The organism is Bacillus sp. FSL K6-1366, assembly GCF_037976695.1.
In the GTDB taxonomy this organism is placed as follows: Bacteria; Bacillota; Bacilli; order Bacillales; family Bacillaceae; genus Bacillus; species Bacillus subtilis.
In genome coordinates, this window is sequence record NZ_CP150268.1 from 1,284,196 (window position 1) to 1,302,072 (window position 17,877).

Genomic DNA, 17,877 nt, shown 5'->3' on the forward strand with positions numbered 1-17,877 from the left:
TTTATTAGAGATGTTGATCAAACCATGAGCTGATATAATTCAGGCGCTTGATCCGCTGTCTTGGGTGTCCGGTGCGTGATAAATTGTGCGATGCATTCGGAAAACGGACAAGCTTGGTTTCCTTGCCCATTTTTTTCAGAGCGATAAACAGCTGCTCCGCCTGCTCGATCGGGCATCGGTCATCCCGCTCGCCATGCAGAATCAAAAGCGGTGTCTCCACGTTTGCTGCGTATTTTAAAGGAGACCGGTCCCAGAGCTTTTCTGTGTCCTCAAACATGTCATGCTCAAGCTGCCAGTCTGTAAAGAAATAGCCGATATCACTGACGCCGTGAAAGCTGATCCAGTTTGAAATCGAGCGCTGGGTGACGGCAGCTTTAAAGCGGTTCGTCTGCCCGACGATCCAGTTGGTCATAAAACCTCCGTAGCTTCCGCCCGTGACACCGAGCCGCTTAGGATCAATATGCGGATCTCGTTTGATAGCCTCATCCACAGCCTGCATCACATCGTCATAATCCTTTCCCCCATAATCTCCTCTGACCGCATTCACAAATTCCTGCCCGTAGCCGTGGCTTCCTCTCGGATTGATATAAACGACCGCGTATCCTTTCGCCGCCAGCACCTGAAACTCATGAAAATATGTATGTCCGTACATCATATGCGGACCGCCGTGTATGTTAAGAATAAGTGGATATGTTGTCTCACCTTCCATTTGTGCAGGCCTCATCAGCCAGCCGTTCACCATCACGCCGTCTTCTGTAGCATATTGAATCTCTTCAGGTATTGATATCGTATGCTCCCTGACAAACTTGTCATTCGCGCCAGTCAGCTGTTTCTCTTCCTGTCCAAGCGGGATACTGTAAAGCTCACTCGGTCTGTCCGGCTTTGTCACACTGGCAATAAAGTGCTGTTCATCAGGTGAAAGAGAAAAGCTATTGATGTACTCTTTTTCCAGACGAATCGGATACACAAGGCCTTCAATCGAAATATAATAGATGCCCGTACTGCCTTGATCTGTGCCGATGACATAAAACCCTTGGCTGTCCTTTGTCCAAATCGGGCGCTGTTCAGCACCACCGATCAATGAATCTCCAATCAGCGCATCCGCTAAATGAACGTCCAGCATCTCAGTAAGACATGTGAGGCGGCCTTGTTCGATATCATAGAGCCACGCCTTTGAGAGCGTAGCATTCTTATATTCCTTTTCATTTCCAAGCAAAGCAAGATACCTTCCGTCTGGTGAAAATGAGCTTGATCCGAATGAGCCGCGATGAGGTGTAACCTGCTTAAGATCTCCAGACTCCAGTGACATTATGTAAACATCATGCGGCTTGCTGGCATCATCTGTTTCAGTTAAATTAGCTGAGAAAACAAGCCATTTGCCGTCAGGAGAAAAAGCAGGATCACCATGATCAGCTTTGTGACTTGTCAGCTCTTTCATCTCACCCGACTTTACGCTGACAAGCACAAGCTGGGCATACGCACCTCTCGTCAGCCCTTTGCCGTCCCGTTTGTAGGAGAGGCCTTGCACTTCAACAGGTTCATAGCTGTCCTGCTCTGTTTTTTCTCGGTCATCAATGTTTTCTCCCTCTCCCAAACTGACAGTGACCAGAATCGATTCGCCATCCGGGGACCATATTGGCTTTGACACGCCATACGGGATATCAGTCAGTTTTCTCGCTTCTCCGCCTTCAGCGCTCATCATATACAGCTGTGCCGCATCGCCTTCTCGATCAGAAATAAAGGCAAGCGTGCACCCGTCCGGAGACCATCTTGGGTCGGTGCTTCGCTTTTCTCCATGTGTCCAAGGAACAGACCCGCCCGTTTTCGTTTCATAGATCCATATATTTGATGTATACGAATCTTTCTCTTGATTCACTTGTGATTTTACATATGCGGCACGGGTGCCGTCTGGGGCGTATTGAGGATCGGTCACAGAGACAATCGCTGTGATGTCGTCTGCGGTTATCAGCTTTTTCATATTCATCTCCTCCTTTTTACATGTATTTCGTTTTTCTAAATAAAAACTCCTTTATCTCCAGCAAAAAAAGCGCCCTCCGCTGACGCTGAGGAACGCTTGGCATGATCTATACACTTTTTACTTGATATAAAGGATTTCGCTCTATTATACTTCCCTCTTTCGGGACGGTCAAAGCGTCTACTTCACAATGAGGGAAATGAAGCGCGAGCTGTTCTTTTAGCTCTTCTCCCTTTCCTTTTTCGGTCATGACGAGAATCGTCGGGCCTGCTCCGCTGAGAGCCGTTCCATATGCGCCCTTCATCTCGGCGACGTGCTCTACTTTTGACAGCTCAGGCACAAGCATCGCCCGGTACGGCTGATGGAACATATCCTTCTTCATGATTTTCCCGACAAGCGGCCAATCCTTGGACATGATCGCAGCAATGAGTATATTGCTGACAGCACTTGCTTTTACGGCGTCGGCATATGGAAACTCCTTCGGAAGCACGTCTCTCGCGTCTCTTGTCAGCACTTCGTAAAAAGGAATGACAACGACTACGTCAATGTCAGCATTCGGGACGCGGATCATTTGGGTCTCGTCATCCTCATGCAGGCCGATCACAAGTCCGCCGACGAGAGAAGCGCCAGCATTGTCCGGGTGTCCTTCTTCTAGACTGGCTAAATGCAGCTTGTCCGCTTCAGACAGCTTTAAGCCGCATAATTCATCAGCCAGTTCAATGGCCGCTACAATCGCCGCGGCGCTGCTGCCAAGGCCGCGTGCAAGCGGGATGTCGCTCCACACCTTCACATGGACAGGAGGCATTTCTTTTCCGTACAAATCTGCGGTCCGTTTAGCCACTTGATAGATCAGGTTATCTGTACCCGCCGGAATTCCGGCGACTGTTTCTGTTTCAGCCTCAAAAGACCATTTGTCGCTTTCAAAGACGGTCAGCTTCAAATATCTGCTGAGCGCCATTCCGACTGAATCAAAGCCGGGGCCTAGGTTAGCTGTGCTTCCGGGAACAGTGACAGAGAACAGCATGTCGGCTTCGTTCATACACGGGCCGCTCCTTTTACATATTCAAGGATGCTGTCTTCATCAGTCGGCAATGTGACAGGCTTGATTTCTGAAATGTCGACCGCTGTGTTCGGATCTTTCAGTCCGTTTCCTGTTAACACAGCTACGACCTTGCTGCCTTTCGGAATTTCTCCGGATTTCACCTGTTTCAGCACTCCTGCGATAGACGCGCAAGAACCTGGTTCTGCAAACACGCCTTCTACACGGGCGATCAGCTGATATGCGTGAAGGATTTCATCATCAGTGACTTCGTCAATTTTCCCATTGGATTCCTCGGCTGCCTTTACAGCTTTGTCCCAGCTTGCCGGGTTTCCGATACGAATGGCTGTCGCTATTGTTTCCGGATTTTCAATCACTTCATTGCGCACGATTGCCGCCGCACCCTCAGCTTCAAAGCCGCGCATTTTCGGAAGGCCTGTGCCGTTTTTCTCATGATATTCCTTGAAGCCCTTCCAGTACGCAGTGATGTTTCCAGCATTTCCGACCGGGATCGCTAAAACATCAGGCGCTTCCCCCAGCTGTTCGCACACTTCGAAGGCAGCAGTTTTTTGGCCTTCAATGCGGTAAGGATTGACTGAGTTGACAAGGGCAATCGGTGATTTCTCACAGATGGAACGGACAATTTTAAGCGCATCGTCAAAGTTTCCGTCAATTGCGATAATCTCGGCTCCGTACATGACAGCTTGAGCGAGTTTTCCAAATGCAATTTTTCCGTTCGGGATGATGACAATGCATTTCATGTTAGCACGGGCTGCATATGCTGCCGCAGCAGCGGAAGTGTTACCTGTTGACGCGCACATAATCGTGTCATTGCCTTCTTCTTTTGCCTTTGCCACAGCCATAACCATTCCGCGATCTTTAAATGATCCCGTAGGATTGACGCCTTCCGTTTTGACATGAAGCTCAATTCCGAGCTGCTCAGACAGCTTCGGCAGGTGAATAAGAGGTGTGTTTCCTTCATGTAAAGTTAGCGCTGGTGTTTGATCTGTTACAGGTAAAAATTCTTTATATTGATGGATAAGTCCTTTCCACATTAGCTCCAACCGTTCCCTTCTACACGATATGTGCTTTTGACTTCTTGAACGACTTCCAAATCATTTAGGTTTTGCAGGATATCACTGAAATCAGCTTCTGATGTATGATGTGTGACAATTACGATTTCAGCTAACTCATCATGGCCTTTAATTGGCAGCTGAAGGATTTTTTCAAAGCTCACGCCCCGCTCTGAGAACACAGATGTAATTTTCGAGAATGAACCAACCTCATCTTTTACATGAATTCTTAAAAACTGCTGTGCATAAATGTCAGACGGCGATTTCATGTTTTTCTCATATTGCGGTCCGACAAAGCTGTTGCCGGTTACACCTAGGCGCATATTTTTCATGACAGCGACGAGGTCAGAAACAACGGATGTCGCTGTCGGCATGCTTCCGGCTCCCGGCCCGTAGAACATCGTCTCACCGACAGCCTCGCCGTATACATAAACAGCGTTAAACTCATTATGAACAGCAGAAAGCGGATGATGGTCAGGAAGCAGTGTCGGCTGTACGCTGACCTCGATTTTGCTGCCGTCACGCTGAGCAATCCCGATCAGCTTCATTGTATAGCCGAGGCGTTTGCTGAAGCTGATGTCCTCGTCTGTAATTTGGGAGATCCCCTTTACTTTGACGTCTTCCAGATCCACGTTCATCGAGAAGCCGAGGCGCGCCAATATCGCCATTTTCCGTGCGGCGTCAAGCCCTTCCACGTCAGAAGTCGGATCAGCTTCGGCAAAACCGAGATCCTGCGCTTCCTTGAGCACTTCCTCGTATGGGCTTTTCTCTTTGATCATTTTGGTTAAGATAAAGTTTGTTGTGCCGTTCACAATTCCCATCATTTTTGTAATTCGATCTGATGAGAGGCCTTCCTCTAACGTGCGCAGAATCGGAATCCCGCCGGCAACACTGGCTTCAAAGTAGATATCGCATCCATTTTCCTTCGCTTCGGCAAGCAGCTCGGAGCCGTACACAGCCATTAAGTCCTTGTTTGCTGTGACAACATGCTTTTTCGATCTCAGCGCGTCGACCAAATATTGTTTTGTCTGTTCAACGCCGCCGATCACCTCGATGACGACATCAACATCTGGATCATCAATGACATCATACACTTCTGTCGTGAGCACTTCCTTCGGCAAATCTACTTCTCTCTTTTTCTCTAAATCTTTTACAAGCACTTTTTTTATCGTAACCGGACAGCCGACCTGATGCATAAGCTTATCCTGATGGTCTTGAATAATTTTAACGACACCGCTTCCGACGGTACCTAAACCTAAAAGCCCTACACGAATCGCTTTCAAAAAAACTCCACCTTTCTTTTGATTGTCCTCTTGAAAAAGACAATTGTTAACTCAACACAGACATATAAGTTACAAACATTATATAAGCCCGCACCTGTTTTGACAAGACAGCATTAGGCTGAATTTTGCGAATGTAAACGCTTAACGCATTGATATGACAAGATTCTTTATTTTCTAATTATTTTTGTCAGATTTTCTCCTCACCCTGAGCTGCCTTTGCCGAGCCAGCTGACGCGTGGAACAAACAGCTTCTGCGCCCGCATATTCATGAATTCCTGCGCTGTATTGAGAAATTGTTCATAACGCCCACAGTCATTAAGAATGAAGTTAAGCTGTTCTTCAAAATAATGCTTTTCTGATTCTGATGACATGTAATAGCTTTCTACGATTTCAAAATAATGAAGCGGGAAAAGCAGACGGCTGTATAAAAGGCGTTTCGAAAATGAAGACAGCGGTGTGACTTGCTCGTATTCCTGTAAAAAGAGAAAGCCCTGCTGATTAAAATCTTGTCTGTGATGCAAAAACGTATGCCTCATATATTCAGCCAAATCACGGGAAGCGTGGTCAAACACCCAATCCGCCGGAATCCTGATCAATGATTCCGGTGACCATGTATGCCTTTCCATCCGCTGATGGCATATCGTTCCTGAATCAGCGGCTTGGGGCTTGTCATCCAGCTCAGTGTCCACTAAATATTGTATCGCGTTTTCTGACAGTCCTAAATAATATGGAAATGATTCGATCATTTTTTTATCGAATGGCTCATGCGGAGGGGTCTGAACCTTTCTCTGCCAAAATGCTTCCAGCTGATCAATTCGTTTTCCCCACAGATCCTTCCACTGGCCGATTCTTCCGGCCGCCTTCACCTCATATGGATATCCTCGGCCTTTTCGGTGAAATTCCGCAAGCTCCGCTCCAATGGAGAACGCCCTGTTTGAATAAGGGGGGGCCGCCTTCAGCAGAGCGTACGTTTTTCCCTCATGTTCAAATGTCAGTTCACCTTCTTTTGTAAAGATAAAAACCGAAACGTATGGGTCACTTTGTTCTTGTAAATACTGACTCATGTAATAAAGCTCCGCCAGCTCTGTTTCTGAGAATTGGGAAACGGGGACAATCAGAAAGTATGAATTAGGCGTCTGAAAGCATTGATATGTGTGCTGGTACATGGAAAGCTGCCTGATGTGAATGCCGTATTTTTCTTTTATTGTACCTTTCACCATGATCACCTGCCTGTTGAATTAGGGCTCATCACATCGTAGTCATACACAGCCGGAATTATGAATACATATTTTAATCCGAAGAAGGCGCAAGAAAAAGTCGTAAACTTCTCAAGCATTTTGTATAAACTAGTAAAAAAGATTGGGTGAAGCTGATGTCAGAAAACGAACAATTCAGTCAGATGGAAGCTAAAGCAAGAGCACGGATGAAGGAGCGCGGCGTTGAGGTATCAGACATTGCCGAGCTTGTCTTTTTTCTGCAGAAAAAATATCATCCGGATTTAACCATTGATGAATGCACGCTGAACGTCAATCGTGTTCTCGCAAAACGCGAGGTGCAAAACGCGATTTTAACGGGCATTGAATTGGATGTTCTTGCTGAGCAGAAAAAACTGTCTGAACCGCTGCAAACGATGCTGGAAATAGATGAAAGCCTATATGGAGTAGATGAAGTTCTGGCATTTTCCATTGTGAACATTTACGGATCGATCGGGTTTACGAACTACGGTTACATCGACAAAGAAAAACCCGGAATCCTTAAACGATTGAATGATAAATCAACCGGTGAATGCCATACCTTTTTAGATGACATCGTCGGAGCGATTTCCGCCGCGGCTTCAAGCAGACTTGCTCACCGCGCGCGGCATACAGAATAAGGGCACCCTTTTAGGGCGCCCTTTTTTCAAATGTATGGAATCCATTCAGTCAGAGAGTCAATGGCGTGAGTCGGTTTTTCCATATCGTCTGTCATATGTTCTCTTTTCGTTACGCCTGTGTGAACGAGCAGCGTATCCATACCCGCATTAATGCCGGCCATAATATCAGTGGCGTAGTTGTCGCCGACCATGAGTGTTTCAGACACATCTGTGCCGAGAACGCGCATCGCCTGCTCCATAATAATTGATTCCGGCTTGCCGATAAATACAGGCTGTACACCTGTAGATACGGTTAACACCGATGTCAGTGAGCCGTTTCCCGGCAGGAGCCCTCTTTCAGTCGGAATCGCAATATCTCCGTTAGTGGAAATAAAGCGGGCGCCATTTCTGATTGCCAGGCAGCCGACAGCAAATTTTTCGTATGTAATGGAACGGTCGATGCCAACAACGACAAAATCCGCGTTTTCTCCGCCAAATGTCAGGCCGTTTTCTTCAATCGCCTGGCGGATTCCTTCCTCCCCAATCACATACACAGACGCGTCTTTTTTCTGCTGTGCAATGTGCTGGGCAGTTGCCATGCTGGTCGTGAAGACCTGCTCTTCTGTTGCCGGAATATCAAAAGACACGAGCTTGTCCGCTACCTGCTTCGGTGTGCGCGAAGAGTTGTTTGTCACGAAAAGATAAGGAACGCCGCGATCTTTCAGCGTTCTGACAAATTCACACGCCTCCTCGATTTTTTCCGTGCCATTGTACATTGTTCCGTCTAAATCAATTAAATACCCTTTATATGTTTTCATATCCAACACTCCTGTGGCTTTCCAGTTGTTATTTAAACGCGGAAACAGGTCCTAGCTCTGTTTCCAAATAGCTTCTGATCCGTTTCGGGAAGTCCTGAAGAGCTGTTTGATGCGCCTTGATCAGCCTGTAAAGCTCGCCGCTGTCAGCGAGCAGATACTGTTGAACCAACGTTTTGCGGTAGGCGATCAATTTTTTGAGCTCATCACCCTCTTTTTCCGTGACAACTTTCTCATCAACAAGTATATCCATAATGTCGTCATAGCTGCCCGGGTCCCGCATAATAAAGCCGTCAATCATGTCATTGCCTGTATCCAAAATGCATTCGATTAACAGATGGCCTATACGCTGAAGTGCCAATTCCCCGATTTCAGACTGCCAGTCTGTTTGTGAGTCAAATAGCGCCAGCTGGTGCTCGAAGAACCCTAGTGTTTTCTCGATTTTGCTTCTGTCAACAAAATACATGACAGCATCCCCTTTGTGTATATTTATTTTCTGATCCGTTTCAAGACAAAATACGCACAGCCGAAATTGCAGTATTCGTAAATATATTCATCTAATGTGCTGATTTTCGTTTCGAAGGTTGCCTTTTGATTCTGGTCGTCAAAGAAGCCCTTGAGCCTTAACTGACCGTATCCCCAGTCTCCCACAATATAATCGTATTTATTTAATATATCGGAGTAGCGGGCTTTAAAAGCCTCTTCGTTGAAGCCGTCTTTGAAATTGTGCACCAATTCAAATTCGGCATTTTGAATAAGAATCATGATCTCACCTCTTTTTCACTCATTCCTATCATAATTCATTGCCCCGTCCCCATCAATTGCTAAAGAATAAATCATGCGATTTGGCTACCCTACACATGAGGAGGGATTGATAAATGAAACGAACCGCTGTCAGCCTCTTCCTGCTAACCGGACTATTATCCGGGTGCGGAGGCGCAGGATTGGATAATGCCCAAAATGTCCGGAATCAGACGCAGAATCAAACCAAACCCATTCATGTGTCGGACCGCAACGAGGCTTTTAACAGGCATAATGAGAACGAACAATTTGGCTATGTCCGCTATCAAAGAGAACAATTTGACGGAGACCAGCAGAAAACGCCGGTGATGAACCGGGAAGAAACCGCTCACATGATATCAAGTTTAACGGTTCAGCTCCCCCATATTCAAGATGCTGCGACATTGGTGACTGACCGAGAAGCGCTTGTCGTATACAAAACCGATTCTAAAAACCGGGAGCTGACCGCCGATCAGGTGAAAAAAACAGCGGCCTCCGTGATACCGCGATACTATCACGTGTATATTTCCGATAATCCAAACCATATGCAATCCGTCGAAAATTACAGCAATCTCGGCTCTGGTTCAAGGGATATCAGAGAGATCATGTCGGGGACGATTCAAGAAATGAAAACCTCCCCGCAAGGAAGCCCTGTCTCAGAGAATGAAAATGCCAATGGAGAAACGCGTCAGGACATGAAAATCGATAGGAATGACAAAAACGCCAGATAATCTGGCGTTTTGGCATTATGCTTGTGCTTGACGCTTTTTAGATGCTTCGTTTACTTGTTCATCCGCATGGTAAGAGGAACGGACAAGCGGACCGGCTTCACAATGGCTGAAGCCTTTTTGCATCGCGATTTCTTTTAATTCTGCAAATTCATCAGGATGGTAGTATTTTTGGACTTTCAAGTGTTTCTTCGTCGGCTGCAGATATTGGCCGATTGCCATAATATCCACGTTGTTCGCCAAGAGGTCGTCCATTACTTCAATAATCTCTTCTTTTGTTTCGCCGAGCCCGATCATGATACTTGATTTTGTCGGAATGTCAGGCTGCATTTCCTTCGCACGGCGCAAAAATTCCAATGAACGGTCGTACGTCGCACGCGCACGGACTCTTGGCGTCAGGCGGCGAACCGTTTCGATATTGTGATTCAGGATGTCTGGGCGTGTATCCATTAAGGTTTTTAGGTTATCGTAGTTTCCGCCCATATCAGACGGCAGCACCTCAATTGTTGTGAACGGGCTTTTTCTGCGGATCGCACGGACAGTTTCCGCGAAAATGCCTGCCCCTCCATCTTTCTGATCGTCACGCGCAACAGCCGTAATAACCGCGTGCTTCAGATTCATAAGCGCGACTGAATCCGCTACGCGTTCCGGCTCTTGCAGGTCAAGCTCAGTTGGAAGGCCTGTTTTGACAGCACAGAAACGGCATGCTCTTGTACAAACAGAACCTAAAATCATAAATGTCGCTGTACGTCTGACAGCCCAGCATTCATGAATATTCGGACATTTTGCTTCTTCACATACGGTATGAAGGTTGTTTTCCCGCATGAGTTTTTTGAGCCCTGTATAGTTTTCATTTGTATTTAATTTAATTTTAAGCCATTCGGGCTTTCTGAGGTGTTCGTCTTTCTTTGCCAATTCCCATCATCTCCAATATCCAATATACTCAATTTCTGACACGAAACATTCTGAAAACGAGAAAGGTGCAGATTTTAGTTCTGCAACAAAAATAATGTTTTTCTAACTAAAGAAAGTCTTTTCTTTAGACACTTTAACATAGGAAAAATTTCTCGACAAGGGAAGATGATTACTGACATTTTTAAGCCGGGTTGCCGCAAACTATGTGTATTCAATATGAAAGGAGATTATTTTGTGAAAGTTTTGTTATCCGCTATTCTTCTCCTTTTGTTTGCATTTGAGCCTTCTGCGTCTGGAAAAAAACTTTCAGATCCAGTGCTGTCGAAACGGATGGAATTATATCATAAAATCGAAGCTGTGACGCAGATCCCTTGGTATGCGCTCGCCGCTGTTGATCAATACGAAGAAAACGTGCGGAGCAACCGGAAAGATCTGCCTGACAAGGCGGGAATCATCAGCATCTATATACCCGATGATATCTGGAGCGGGCCTGAAAACCCGAATCCGAAAGATGATGCGCCGTTAAGCATTAAAGTGTTTGACGGAATCGGAATGGATGGCGATGGAGACGGGAAAGCCGAGGTCAGCAACGATGAAGATATTTTGTATACGTTCAGCCAATACCTACTGTCGTATGGCACAGATGAAGACAACATCCGGATCGGGCTTTGGAATTATTACCGGCGTGATCAGACAGTGGGGATCATATCTGAATTCATGAAGCTGTTTAAAGCCTACGGCCATATTGATCTGGGCGAGCATGCATTCCCGCTTCCGATCAGAACCGATTACAGCTACCGAAGCACGTGGGGAGATGCCCGCGGCTTCGGTGGAAGGCGGATTCATGAAGGTACGGATATCTTTGCCCATTACGGCCTTCCTGTCAAATCCACATGTTACGGCGTAGTTGAAATGAAGGGCTGGAACCGCTTCGGAGGATGGAGAATCGGCATCAGGGACATTAACAATACGTATCATTATTTTGCCCATCTCAATGGGTTTGCCAAAGGGATTAAAACAGGACAAATCGTTGAGCCTGGCCAAGTGATCGGATCAGTCGGCAGCTCCGGATACGGCCCGCCGGGAACCGCCGGGAAGTTCCCGCCGCATTTGCACTATGGCATGTACAAAGATAACGGAAGAACCGAATGGTCATTTGATCCATACCCGCATTTGAGGGCGTGGGAGCGATATGAATACCAAAAAAAGAAGTAACAAAAAGCCGCCTCTTCAACAGGCGGCTTATTTGCTGCTTTTTTCTTTTTTTGAATCGGCACCGTCTTCTTTGCTGCTCGGAAGCTGGACAGAAGGCGTGACACCCGAGCCGCCGCTTCCATTATAAAACTGCGGCACTTCGCCCTGCACTGCTTTAATCGATACAGGAACATTATTTGTGACGACAGCGGTTTTGCTGGCAAATGGAATGATGACCTTCACTTTAATTTCGACAAAGATGCTGATATCAATAAGTGCGTTATTTATGCCATACGGCTTGATTTTGGTTTTGACATCTGTAAAAGCGTCACCGATTAAATTGAACCGGACCGGGATTTTCGGCCCGAGGTTTCCAAGAAGGCTGTTGCCGGTTACCTGTCCCAGCGGAATGTTGATCATAATGTTTTCACTGGCGCCGCTGTGTCCGGTATGGGTTTCCATCTCTTTCAAATGAGCCTGAAGCTGCTTTGTCACTTTTGTTTTCACACTGTTTACAACCTGTGTATTAAAATCGATTGTCGTTAAGTTTCCGTTTTCATCAGAATTCATTTGAAACATATCTTTCATATTTTCACTGTCAGACATATAGTCCTCAATCGAATCCTGGATCACCTCTGTCGCTATACGCTTCGTTTCCATCTCGCCGATGTCCATTAAAACAGGTTTGATCGAGCCATTGATCATCCAAAGGCTGACCGTTGTTGACAGGATAAAAAAGACAACGGACAGGAGCATCACGTAACGGAAAGGCAAAGGTCCTCTCTTGCGAAAAGGGCCGCGATATCTTGGCAAGAAAATCCCCCCTTACATATCACAATGTATGCTTGTAAGAGGGGACATAGTAATAGCCGGGGCCAATTTATTTTATTTCACCATTTTTAAAAGCGCTTCTCTGCCGCTCATGCCGACTTGAATGCCAAGATCTTCCGCGGCGTACGTGACGGATTCTAAAGGTGCGTCTAACAGCTGGTCAATGGTGCGGACACCAACTGCGCGTCCCGCCACAATGCCGCGCTCCTTTAATTTTTCATTCAGCAGCGCCACATCCAGCGCACCGCACATAATATATCCGTGATCATTGGCGACGGCCATAAAATTCGTTTTGGGAAGCTTTACTGTCACAGCTGTAAAAGGCTGTCCTTCTATCATGATCGGTGTCAGGTTTACCACGTCAACCACTCCCTTCATTCATCACTTTATGATGAAGGGCACAGCTTGTTGTGGGCTGACTGCCTTATTGCGCAAGCTTCCAAGCAAGCAGATCCCGCAAAAATTCCGGCATAAAATATTCTTTTTCTGCAGCGTCGCGAATCAACGGAAACAGTTTGCCGAGCGTAAACATATCAAGCACCGCAACGGAGTATTGTTTATGTTTTTTAATATCTTCCCCGTTCAGTGTGATCCGGGTGACGTGGGTGATCCCGTCATCGAGCCGTTTCGTTTCTACCTCCACGCCGGCATACACCATTTTCCCCATCACTTCTCCGCGGAAGCCAAGTCCTTTGATCCGGAGCTGCTCCATTTGTTCGGAAGCGGCATGGACAATGGTTTCCTTCAATTCTTCTCCCGTCAGGCGGACAGCCACCGGGTTGATCGGATGCGGACAGATGCGGTGCAGATCCAGCTTTGTCACAGGACCTGCTTTTAGCGGACCGAGAATGACACCTGAATTGACCATACTGATGTCCGTCTCGCACCATTCCTTTAAGGCGTATGCCAAAAGCAAAGGCAGCTCTGATTCTTCAAACCACTTCACCTCAGCATCTTGTGCAAGCTCTGCAACGGCATCGGACAGTTTCTCCTCGGCTTCACGTTCTTTTTCATTGAGAAACGCTTTTGTTTCTGCGGATTCTCCTGTCCATTCCGCCATGTTCTGCACAGAAGCCGTTTTGCTGATGATGCTTTGCTGTACGCTGTCCACCGTGATTTCTACACAGCCGACATAATGCCCGTATTTCTCGGCGCTGGCCAGCAGTACCCCATTCACCACTTGTCCATCTTCAAGCAAATGATGGGTATGTGATTCGAGGATTACATCAATCTCAGGCACCGCTTCAGCCACTGCCTGATCATCAAGAATGCCTAAATGTGACAGCAGAACGATAATATCAGCCTGCCCTTTCACTTCCCGAATGGTTTCCTTTATGCTTTCAAGAGCATCCGTTACTGTCCATCCCAGCTTGTCATATACAGGATAATACGGCACAGTTACACCTAAGAAAGCGATGGACATATCGTTTTTCAATGATTTGATATGGTAAGGCACCGCCCAGGACGGACGGTTTCCATTTTTATCAAACAGATTAGAGACGATGACAGGAAATTCAGCATGATCATATAAGGCAGCAAGCTCTTCATGCGGAAGCGTAATCCCTTCGTTATTTCCGATCGCCGCTCCATCAATGTGAAGGCGGTTTAAGAGATCGACATTCGCTTTTCCGAATGTTGCCTCTGTCACGAATTGAAAACGATCAAGATGATCGCCAATATCAAAAACGAGCGTCTCTTCGCCGTCTGACTGATGCTCTTTTCTTTTCTGCTCGATATAATCTACAATTTTCGGCCAGTTTTCAAAATGGCTGTGCAAATCATTTGTATGATATAAGCGGAGCTTCTCCTTCATAATATCTCTCCCTAATCGTTCAGCTGAAAATGCCTTCATAAATGAGCTGGCAGCCGATCAAAATCAATACGATCCGCATGATCATAACGATCGTTTTCGTCTGCATTTTTCTGTTGATGGCGGCGCCAAGCTTTCCGCCGAACCAAGCGCCGGGCACAAGCGCGAGGGCGTACAGCCAATTGACGTGCCCGGAAATCATATGTGAAACAGACCCTGTCATAGAAGACAGGAAAATAATAAACATGGACGTTGCCACCGCAACCTTCGGCGGAAACAGAAATAACAGCATCATCGCCGGAACCATCAGTGATCCGCCGCCTATACCGAAAAGTCCGCCTAAAAAACCGACAACAAAGGCAATGGCAATACCGACAGAGGCCTGATATGAGTACGTATAAGGCTCACCGGCATCATCCTGAAATGTCCGGATAATTCCTTTGTGCGCTTTGTTGATTGGCCGGGCTTTCGCTTTCAGCATTAAGGATAATGAAATCAGAATCATAAAAATGCCAAACCAAACGGAAAACGAGTTTGAATTGAACAGCTTTGACACGTAAGCCCCGATCATGCTGCCGGGACCCGAACCGATAAAGAAAATGAGTCCGCTCTTATAATCAACTGTTTTATATTTAATATAAGCCAAAGTTGAAGAAAGGCCCGTAAAAATAATGACCAAAAGCGAAGTTCCAATCGCAACCTGCGGCGTCACATCCTGAAACAGCTGCGTCACTGTGCTTAAAAACATCAGAGACGGCACAATGACAATTCCGCCGCCAAGCCCGATCAGACTTCCTACCGTACCTGCGATTAATCCCAGTACGACCAAAATCACAAACGACATCAATAAAAACCTCTTTTCTAAAATAAATCGAGCTGTCTCGGAGCAAGTCCGCTGTACTCGATATCAAGCAGTTCAAGCATCTGCTTGCCATTATCCGCAGCGTCACCGCCGGAATTGTTGTTGAACAGAACAAAAACATCCTTACATTGCTGCTGCAATTCATTCAGGTGCTTTTTCCAATCCTCCAGCTCCTGTTGGTTGTAGCGGTATAAGTACCTGACCTCCCGCCAGTTTTTCCCGCCATCAGGCTTCATCCAGCCCTGCTTGTTGCGTCCGTGAAACCTGACGAGCGTTTTGTTTTCATCGGTCGCGCGCAGCACAGTAGGAACGCTGCCTTCTCCGATTTGCGGTTCATCACAGACACTGTGAATCCAGCCTTCCGCTTTCATAAATGAAAGCGTCTGCTCATAAAATGGCGGCGAGAACCAGGAACGGTTTCTGAATTCAAGCGCGCAAGGAATATCTCCCATTTGGTGCTTGCACCATCTCAAATAGGCGACATTCTCCTTCTTGCAGTCAAACCACGGCGGAAATTGAAACAGCACCATGGCGAGCTTATTGCTATGTAAATATGGCGTTAGAGACACCTTAAACGCATCAAACATCTCCTCTTTTGAGTCAAAGGGAATTTCGCCGCGCTGATGCCCTGTCATGCCCTGATATGCTTTCACGATAAATTGGAAGGTTTCGGGCGTTTCCTTCACCCACTTTTCATTATTGCGCGCCGGCTGAATCGCGTAAAAGCTCGCGTCTAATTCCACGATCGGAAAATGGGAGGAATAGGCCTGCAATTTTTTCTGGCTGGCCGTTTTCGGCGGATAGATGCTGTCATGATCCCCCCACCCCGTCAGTCCGATATAAATCACACTCATTCACCTCTCTTCCAGTTTATCACACGTGTTTTCAGGTTTCCTCGGAAATGCTGTTCATATGGCGGGAAAATGCAGAACGAAGATGCTGATATTGTTCCTCATTCGTATCTAAAAACGCCTCTTCTCTTGAGGAAGGAATATGCTGATATTCAATAGGCGCCTGAAACTGCTCACTCGTAAAATCGTACATCACACCATTGATGCTGTTGTAAAAATACCAGCTCTCACCGACTTTTGTTTTGAAAATCGTGCCGCCGAAATGGTCTTGAATCACCAATGCCGTCACGCCGCATTGGCCGCATGACGGGCATTCTTCCGTCCATTTAGAGCTCGAATGGCGCGACCAGGATTGCTTAAGTATGTATTTGACATGCTCCATTGCCTCCGCCTCCTTTAAAAAAAGATACCACGTTGATGAGATTTTAAAAACTAGAACGGAGGAAATCAAAAAACCCGGCGGTAAAATCCGCCGGGCTTACGAAGGAACGACCAGAGCTCCGTCAATTTCAGTGACCTTTTCCCCATCATTGTACACGCATCGGCCTTTGCTGTAAGTGGCCCAAATGCTGCAGGGAAATGTATGTCCTTCGTAAATGCTTTTTTTATGCTTTGCAAACATCGATTCTCTTGTAACAGTGTACGGCTCCATGCTGACGAGCACGAAATCTGCATCACACCCCGCCTCAAGCCGCCCTTTTTTCTGAAGGCCGAATCGTTTTGCAGGGGCCGCCGCTGTCCATTCTGCGATGGTTTCAAACGGAATCTGATGCTCAAGCGCCAGTTCCAGCATTCCTAATAAAGTGAACTGCCCGCCGCTGATTCCGCCCCATGATAAAAACATGTTATCCTCCCGCTTCAAGGATGGACGGCAGGGGGAATGGTCTGAGGAAACCATGTCAATGTCCCCGGCAATGAGCGTTTCGATCAGCGTCTCTTTTGATTGCAGCGACCGGAGCGGAGGCGCGCATTTTGCGACAGAGCCCCTTTGCCGTAAATCGTCATGGCTGAACAAGACATAATGCGGGCATGTCTCGACCGAAACATCAAGACCTTCCTGTTTCGCCTCTCTGATCAGCCGGACCGCTTTCGCCGTGCTGATATGGACAAAATGAACCGGACAGCCTGTCACCTTCGCATACTGAATCGTGCGATACACCGCTTCAACTTCTGCTTCCTCCGGGCGGGAGGCGGCGTACGCATCCGCGTCCACCTTTCCTTTATTGGCCAAAACCATCTGCAAGTAGCTTGTGATCGCATCGCTTTCCGCGTGGAGAGCGAGGATTTTTCCTGCAGCCGCGATTTCTGCCATGCCTTTGAGCAATGTCCGTTCATCAACAGAGCGGAACTCATCAGTGCCTGACTTTGATAAAAACGCTTTAAACCCGATCGCTCCCGCTTCAGCCATCGGACGGATGTCCTCGATATGGCCTGGCACAAGGCCGCCCCATAGCGCAAAATCCACGGCAGATTTTTGCCTGCCTAGCTCAGCTTTTGCGAGAAGATGCTCTGCCGTCACGGTTGATGGAATACAGTTGAGCGGCATATCAAAATAGGTGGTGCAACCGCCTGCGGCCATCATTTGAGAACCTGTTTCAAACCCCTCCCAATCCTCCCTGCCCGGTTCATTAAAATGAACATGGCAATCTATCACACCAGGAAACACGTATTTCCCGTCTGCCTGGATGATTTCCGTCCCGCTTGCTTCAATGTCAGAACCTATCTCGGCAATGACACCGTTTTGAACTGCAATATCAGCTTCTATAACGCCATCTGGCGTAACTGCCTTCGCACCTTTTATCACCATATCGTAAGCCATATTGATCCCCCCATGTAAGGATGACGATTTTTCATGTCAGTTTATGTAAC

General features: G+C 47.0%; 19 protein-coding genes. 3 read left to right on the forward strand and 16 right to left on the reverse strand.

Annotated features, from left to right (window positions below; all coding sequences use genetic code 11):
* Positions 1–4: 4 nt before the first annotated feature.
* The 5 genes from MHI44_RS06870 to cotNH form a co-directional block, all read right to left on the reverse strand.
* Positions 5–1,978 carry a S9 family peptidase gene (locus tag MHI44_RS06870; RefSeq protein WP_181217412.1) on the reverse strand — a complete coding sequence of 658 codons (1,974 nt, stop codon included), beginning with the start codon at positions 1,976–1,978 and terminating at the stop codon, positions 5–7.
* A gap of 106 nt (positions 1,979–2,084) precedes the next feature.
* The gene (gene thrB, locus MHI44_RS06875) at positions 2,085–3,014 is read right to left on the reverse strand and encodes a homoserine kinase (protein WP_003228699.1); all 930 of its coding nucleotides are present in this window, start codon (positions 3,012–3,014) and stop codon (positions 2,085–2,087) included.
* A complete protein-coding gene (gene thrC, locus MHI44_RS06880) occupies positions 3,011–4,069 on the reverse strand; it encodes a threonine synthase (protein ID WP_003228697.1) in 1,059 nt (352 codons plus the stop codon). The genes thrB and thrC overlap by 4 nt, the downstream gene beginning before the upstream one ends.
* Positions 4,069–5,370, reverse strand: coding sequence for a homoserine dehydrogenase (locus MHI44_RS06885; RefSeq protein ID WP_003228694.1), 1,302 nt, complete (start codon positions 5,368–5,370; stop codon positions 4,069–4,071). The genes thrC and MHI44_RS06885 overlap by 1 nt, the downstream gene beginning before the upstream one ends.
* Positions 5,371–5,570: 200 nt before the next feature.
* Entirely contained in the window at positions 5,571–6,590 is a 1,020-nt protein-coding gene (cotNH, locus tag MHI44_RS06890) for a spore coat-associated protein CotNH (protein ID WP_014480751.1), read from the reverse strand.
* Between the two features lie 152 nt (positions 6,591–6,742).
* On the opposite strand from cotNH, the gene MHI44_RS06895 reads away from it, so the two are divergent.
* Positions 6,743–7,243 carry a phosphatidylglycerophosphatase A gene (locus MHI44_RS06895; RefSeq protein WP_003243814.1) on the forward strand — a complete coding sequence of 167 codons (501 nt, stop codon included), beginning with the start codon at positions 6,743–6,745 and terminating at the stop codon, positions 7,241–7,243.
* A 26-nt stretch (positions 7,244–7,269) separates the two neighbouring features.
* Here the strand turns inward: MHI44_RS06895 and nucF are convergent, their stop codons facing one another.
* Genes nucF through MHI44_RS06910 form a run of 3 tightly spaced genes read right to left on the reverse strand, consistent with a single transcriptional unit; the run spans position 7,270 to position 8,802 of the window.
* The gene (gene nucF, locus MHI44_RS06900) at positions 7,270–8,040 is read right to left on the reverse strand and encodes a 5' nucleotidase NucF (protein ID WP_003243196.1); all 771 of its coding nucleotides are present in this window, start codon (positions 8,038–8,040) and stop codon (positions 7,270–7,272) included.
* Between the two features lie 28 nt (positions 8,041–8,068).
* On the reverse strand, positions 8,069–8,503 hold the full coding sequence (locus tag MHI44_RS06905) for a DUF86 domain-containing protein (protein WP_003228684.1): 435 nt from the start codon (positions 8,501–8,503) through the stop codon (positions 8,069–8,071).
* 23 nt (positions 8,504–8,526) lie between these two features.
* A complete protein-coding gene (locus tag MHI44_RS06910) occupies positions 8,527–8,802 on the reverse strand; it encodes a YutD family protein (protein WP_003228682.1) in 276 nt (91 codons plus the stop codon).
* Between the two features lie 113 nt (positions 8,803–8,915).
* On the opposite strand from MHI44_RS06910, the gene MHI44_RS06915 reads away from it, so the two are divergent.
* Entirely contained in the window at positions 8,916–9,548 is a 633-nt protein-coding gene (locus MHI44_RS06915; protein WP_015251302.1) for a YhcN/YlaJ family sporulation lipoprotein, read from the forward strand.
* Between the two features lie 15 nt (positions 9,549–9,563).
* Here MHI44_RS06915 and lipA read toward each other — a convergent pair whose 3' ends face one another.
* Positions 9,564–10,460 carry a lipoyl synthase gene (gene lipA, locus MHI44_RS06920; RefSeq protein ID WP_003222888.1) on the reverse strand — a complete coding sequence of 299 codons (897 nt, stop codon included), beginning with the start codon at positions 10,458–10,460 and terminating at the stop codon, positions 9,564–9,566.
* Positions 10,461–10,694: 234 nt separating this feature from the next.
* Here lipA and lytH point away from each other — a divergent pair, with 234 nt between their 5' ends.
* Entirely contained in the window at positions 10,695–11,675 is a 981-nt protein-coding gene (lytH, locus tag MHI44_RS06925) for an L-Ala--D-Glu endopeptidase (protein WP_339203186.1), read from the forward strand.
* A 27-nt stretch (positions 11,676–11,702) separates the two neighbouring features.
* Here lytH and yunB read toward each other — a convergent pair whose 3' ends face one another.
* The 7 genes from yunB to MHI44_RS06960 form a co-directional block, all read right to left on the reverse strand.
* Entirely contained in the window at positions 11,703–12,467 is a 765-nt protein-coding gene (gene yunB, locus MHI44_RS06930) for a sporulation protein YunB (protein ID WP_024573524.1), read from the reverse strand.
* A gap of 72 nt (positions 12,468–12,539) precedes the next feature.
* Entirely contained in the window at positions 12,540–12,845 is a 306-nt protein-coding gene (locus MHI44_RS06935) for a YunC family protein (protein ID WP_015251300.1), read from the reverse strand.
* A 64-nt stretch (positions 12,846–12,909) separates the two neighbouring features.
* Positions 12,910–14,298: a bifunctional UDP-sugar hydrolase/5'-nucleotidase gene (locus MHI44_RS06940; RefSeq protein WP_339203188.1), complete on the reverse strand. Its 1,389-nt coding sequence runs from the start codon at positions 14,296–14,298 to the stop codon at positions 12,910–12,912.
* Positions 14,299–14,317: 19 nt separating this feature from the next.
* The gene (locus MHI44_RS06945) at positions 14,318–15,139 is read right to left on the reverse strand and encodes a sulfite exporter TauE/SafE family protein (protein ID WP_003228670.1); all 822 of its coding nucleotides are present in this window, start codon (positions 15,137–15,139) and stop codon (positions 14,318–14,320) included.
* Between the two features lie 17 nt (positions 15,140–15,156).
* Positions 15,157–16,005 carry a DUF72 domain-containing protein gene (locus MHI44_RS06950; RefSeq protein ID WP_003243895.1) on the reverse strand — a complete coding sequence of 283 codons (849 nt, stop codon included), beginning with the start codon at positions 16,003–16,005 and terminating at the stop codon, positions 15,157–15,159.
* Between the two features lie 37 nt (positions 16,006–16,042).
* Positions 16,043–16,390 (reverse strand): hypothetical protein, encoded by a 348-nt coding sequence (locus MHI44_RS06955; RefSeq protein ID WP_339203190.1) that lies wholly within the window; start codon positions 16,388–16,390, stop codon positions 16,043–16,045.
* A gap of 96 nt (positions 16,391–16,486) precedes the next feature.
* Positions 16,487–17,827 (reverse strand): allantoinase, encoded by a 1,341-nt coding sequence (locus MHI44_RS06960; protein ID WP_038429567.1) that lies wholly within the window; start codon positions 17,825–17,827, stop codon positions 16,487–16,489.
* Positions 17,828–17,877: the final 50 nt, after the last annotated feature.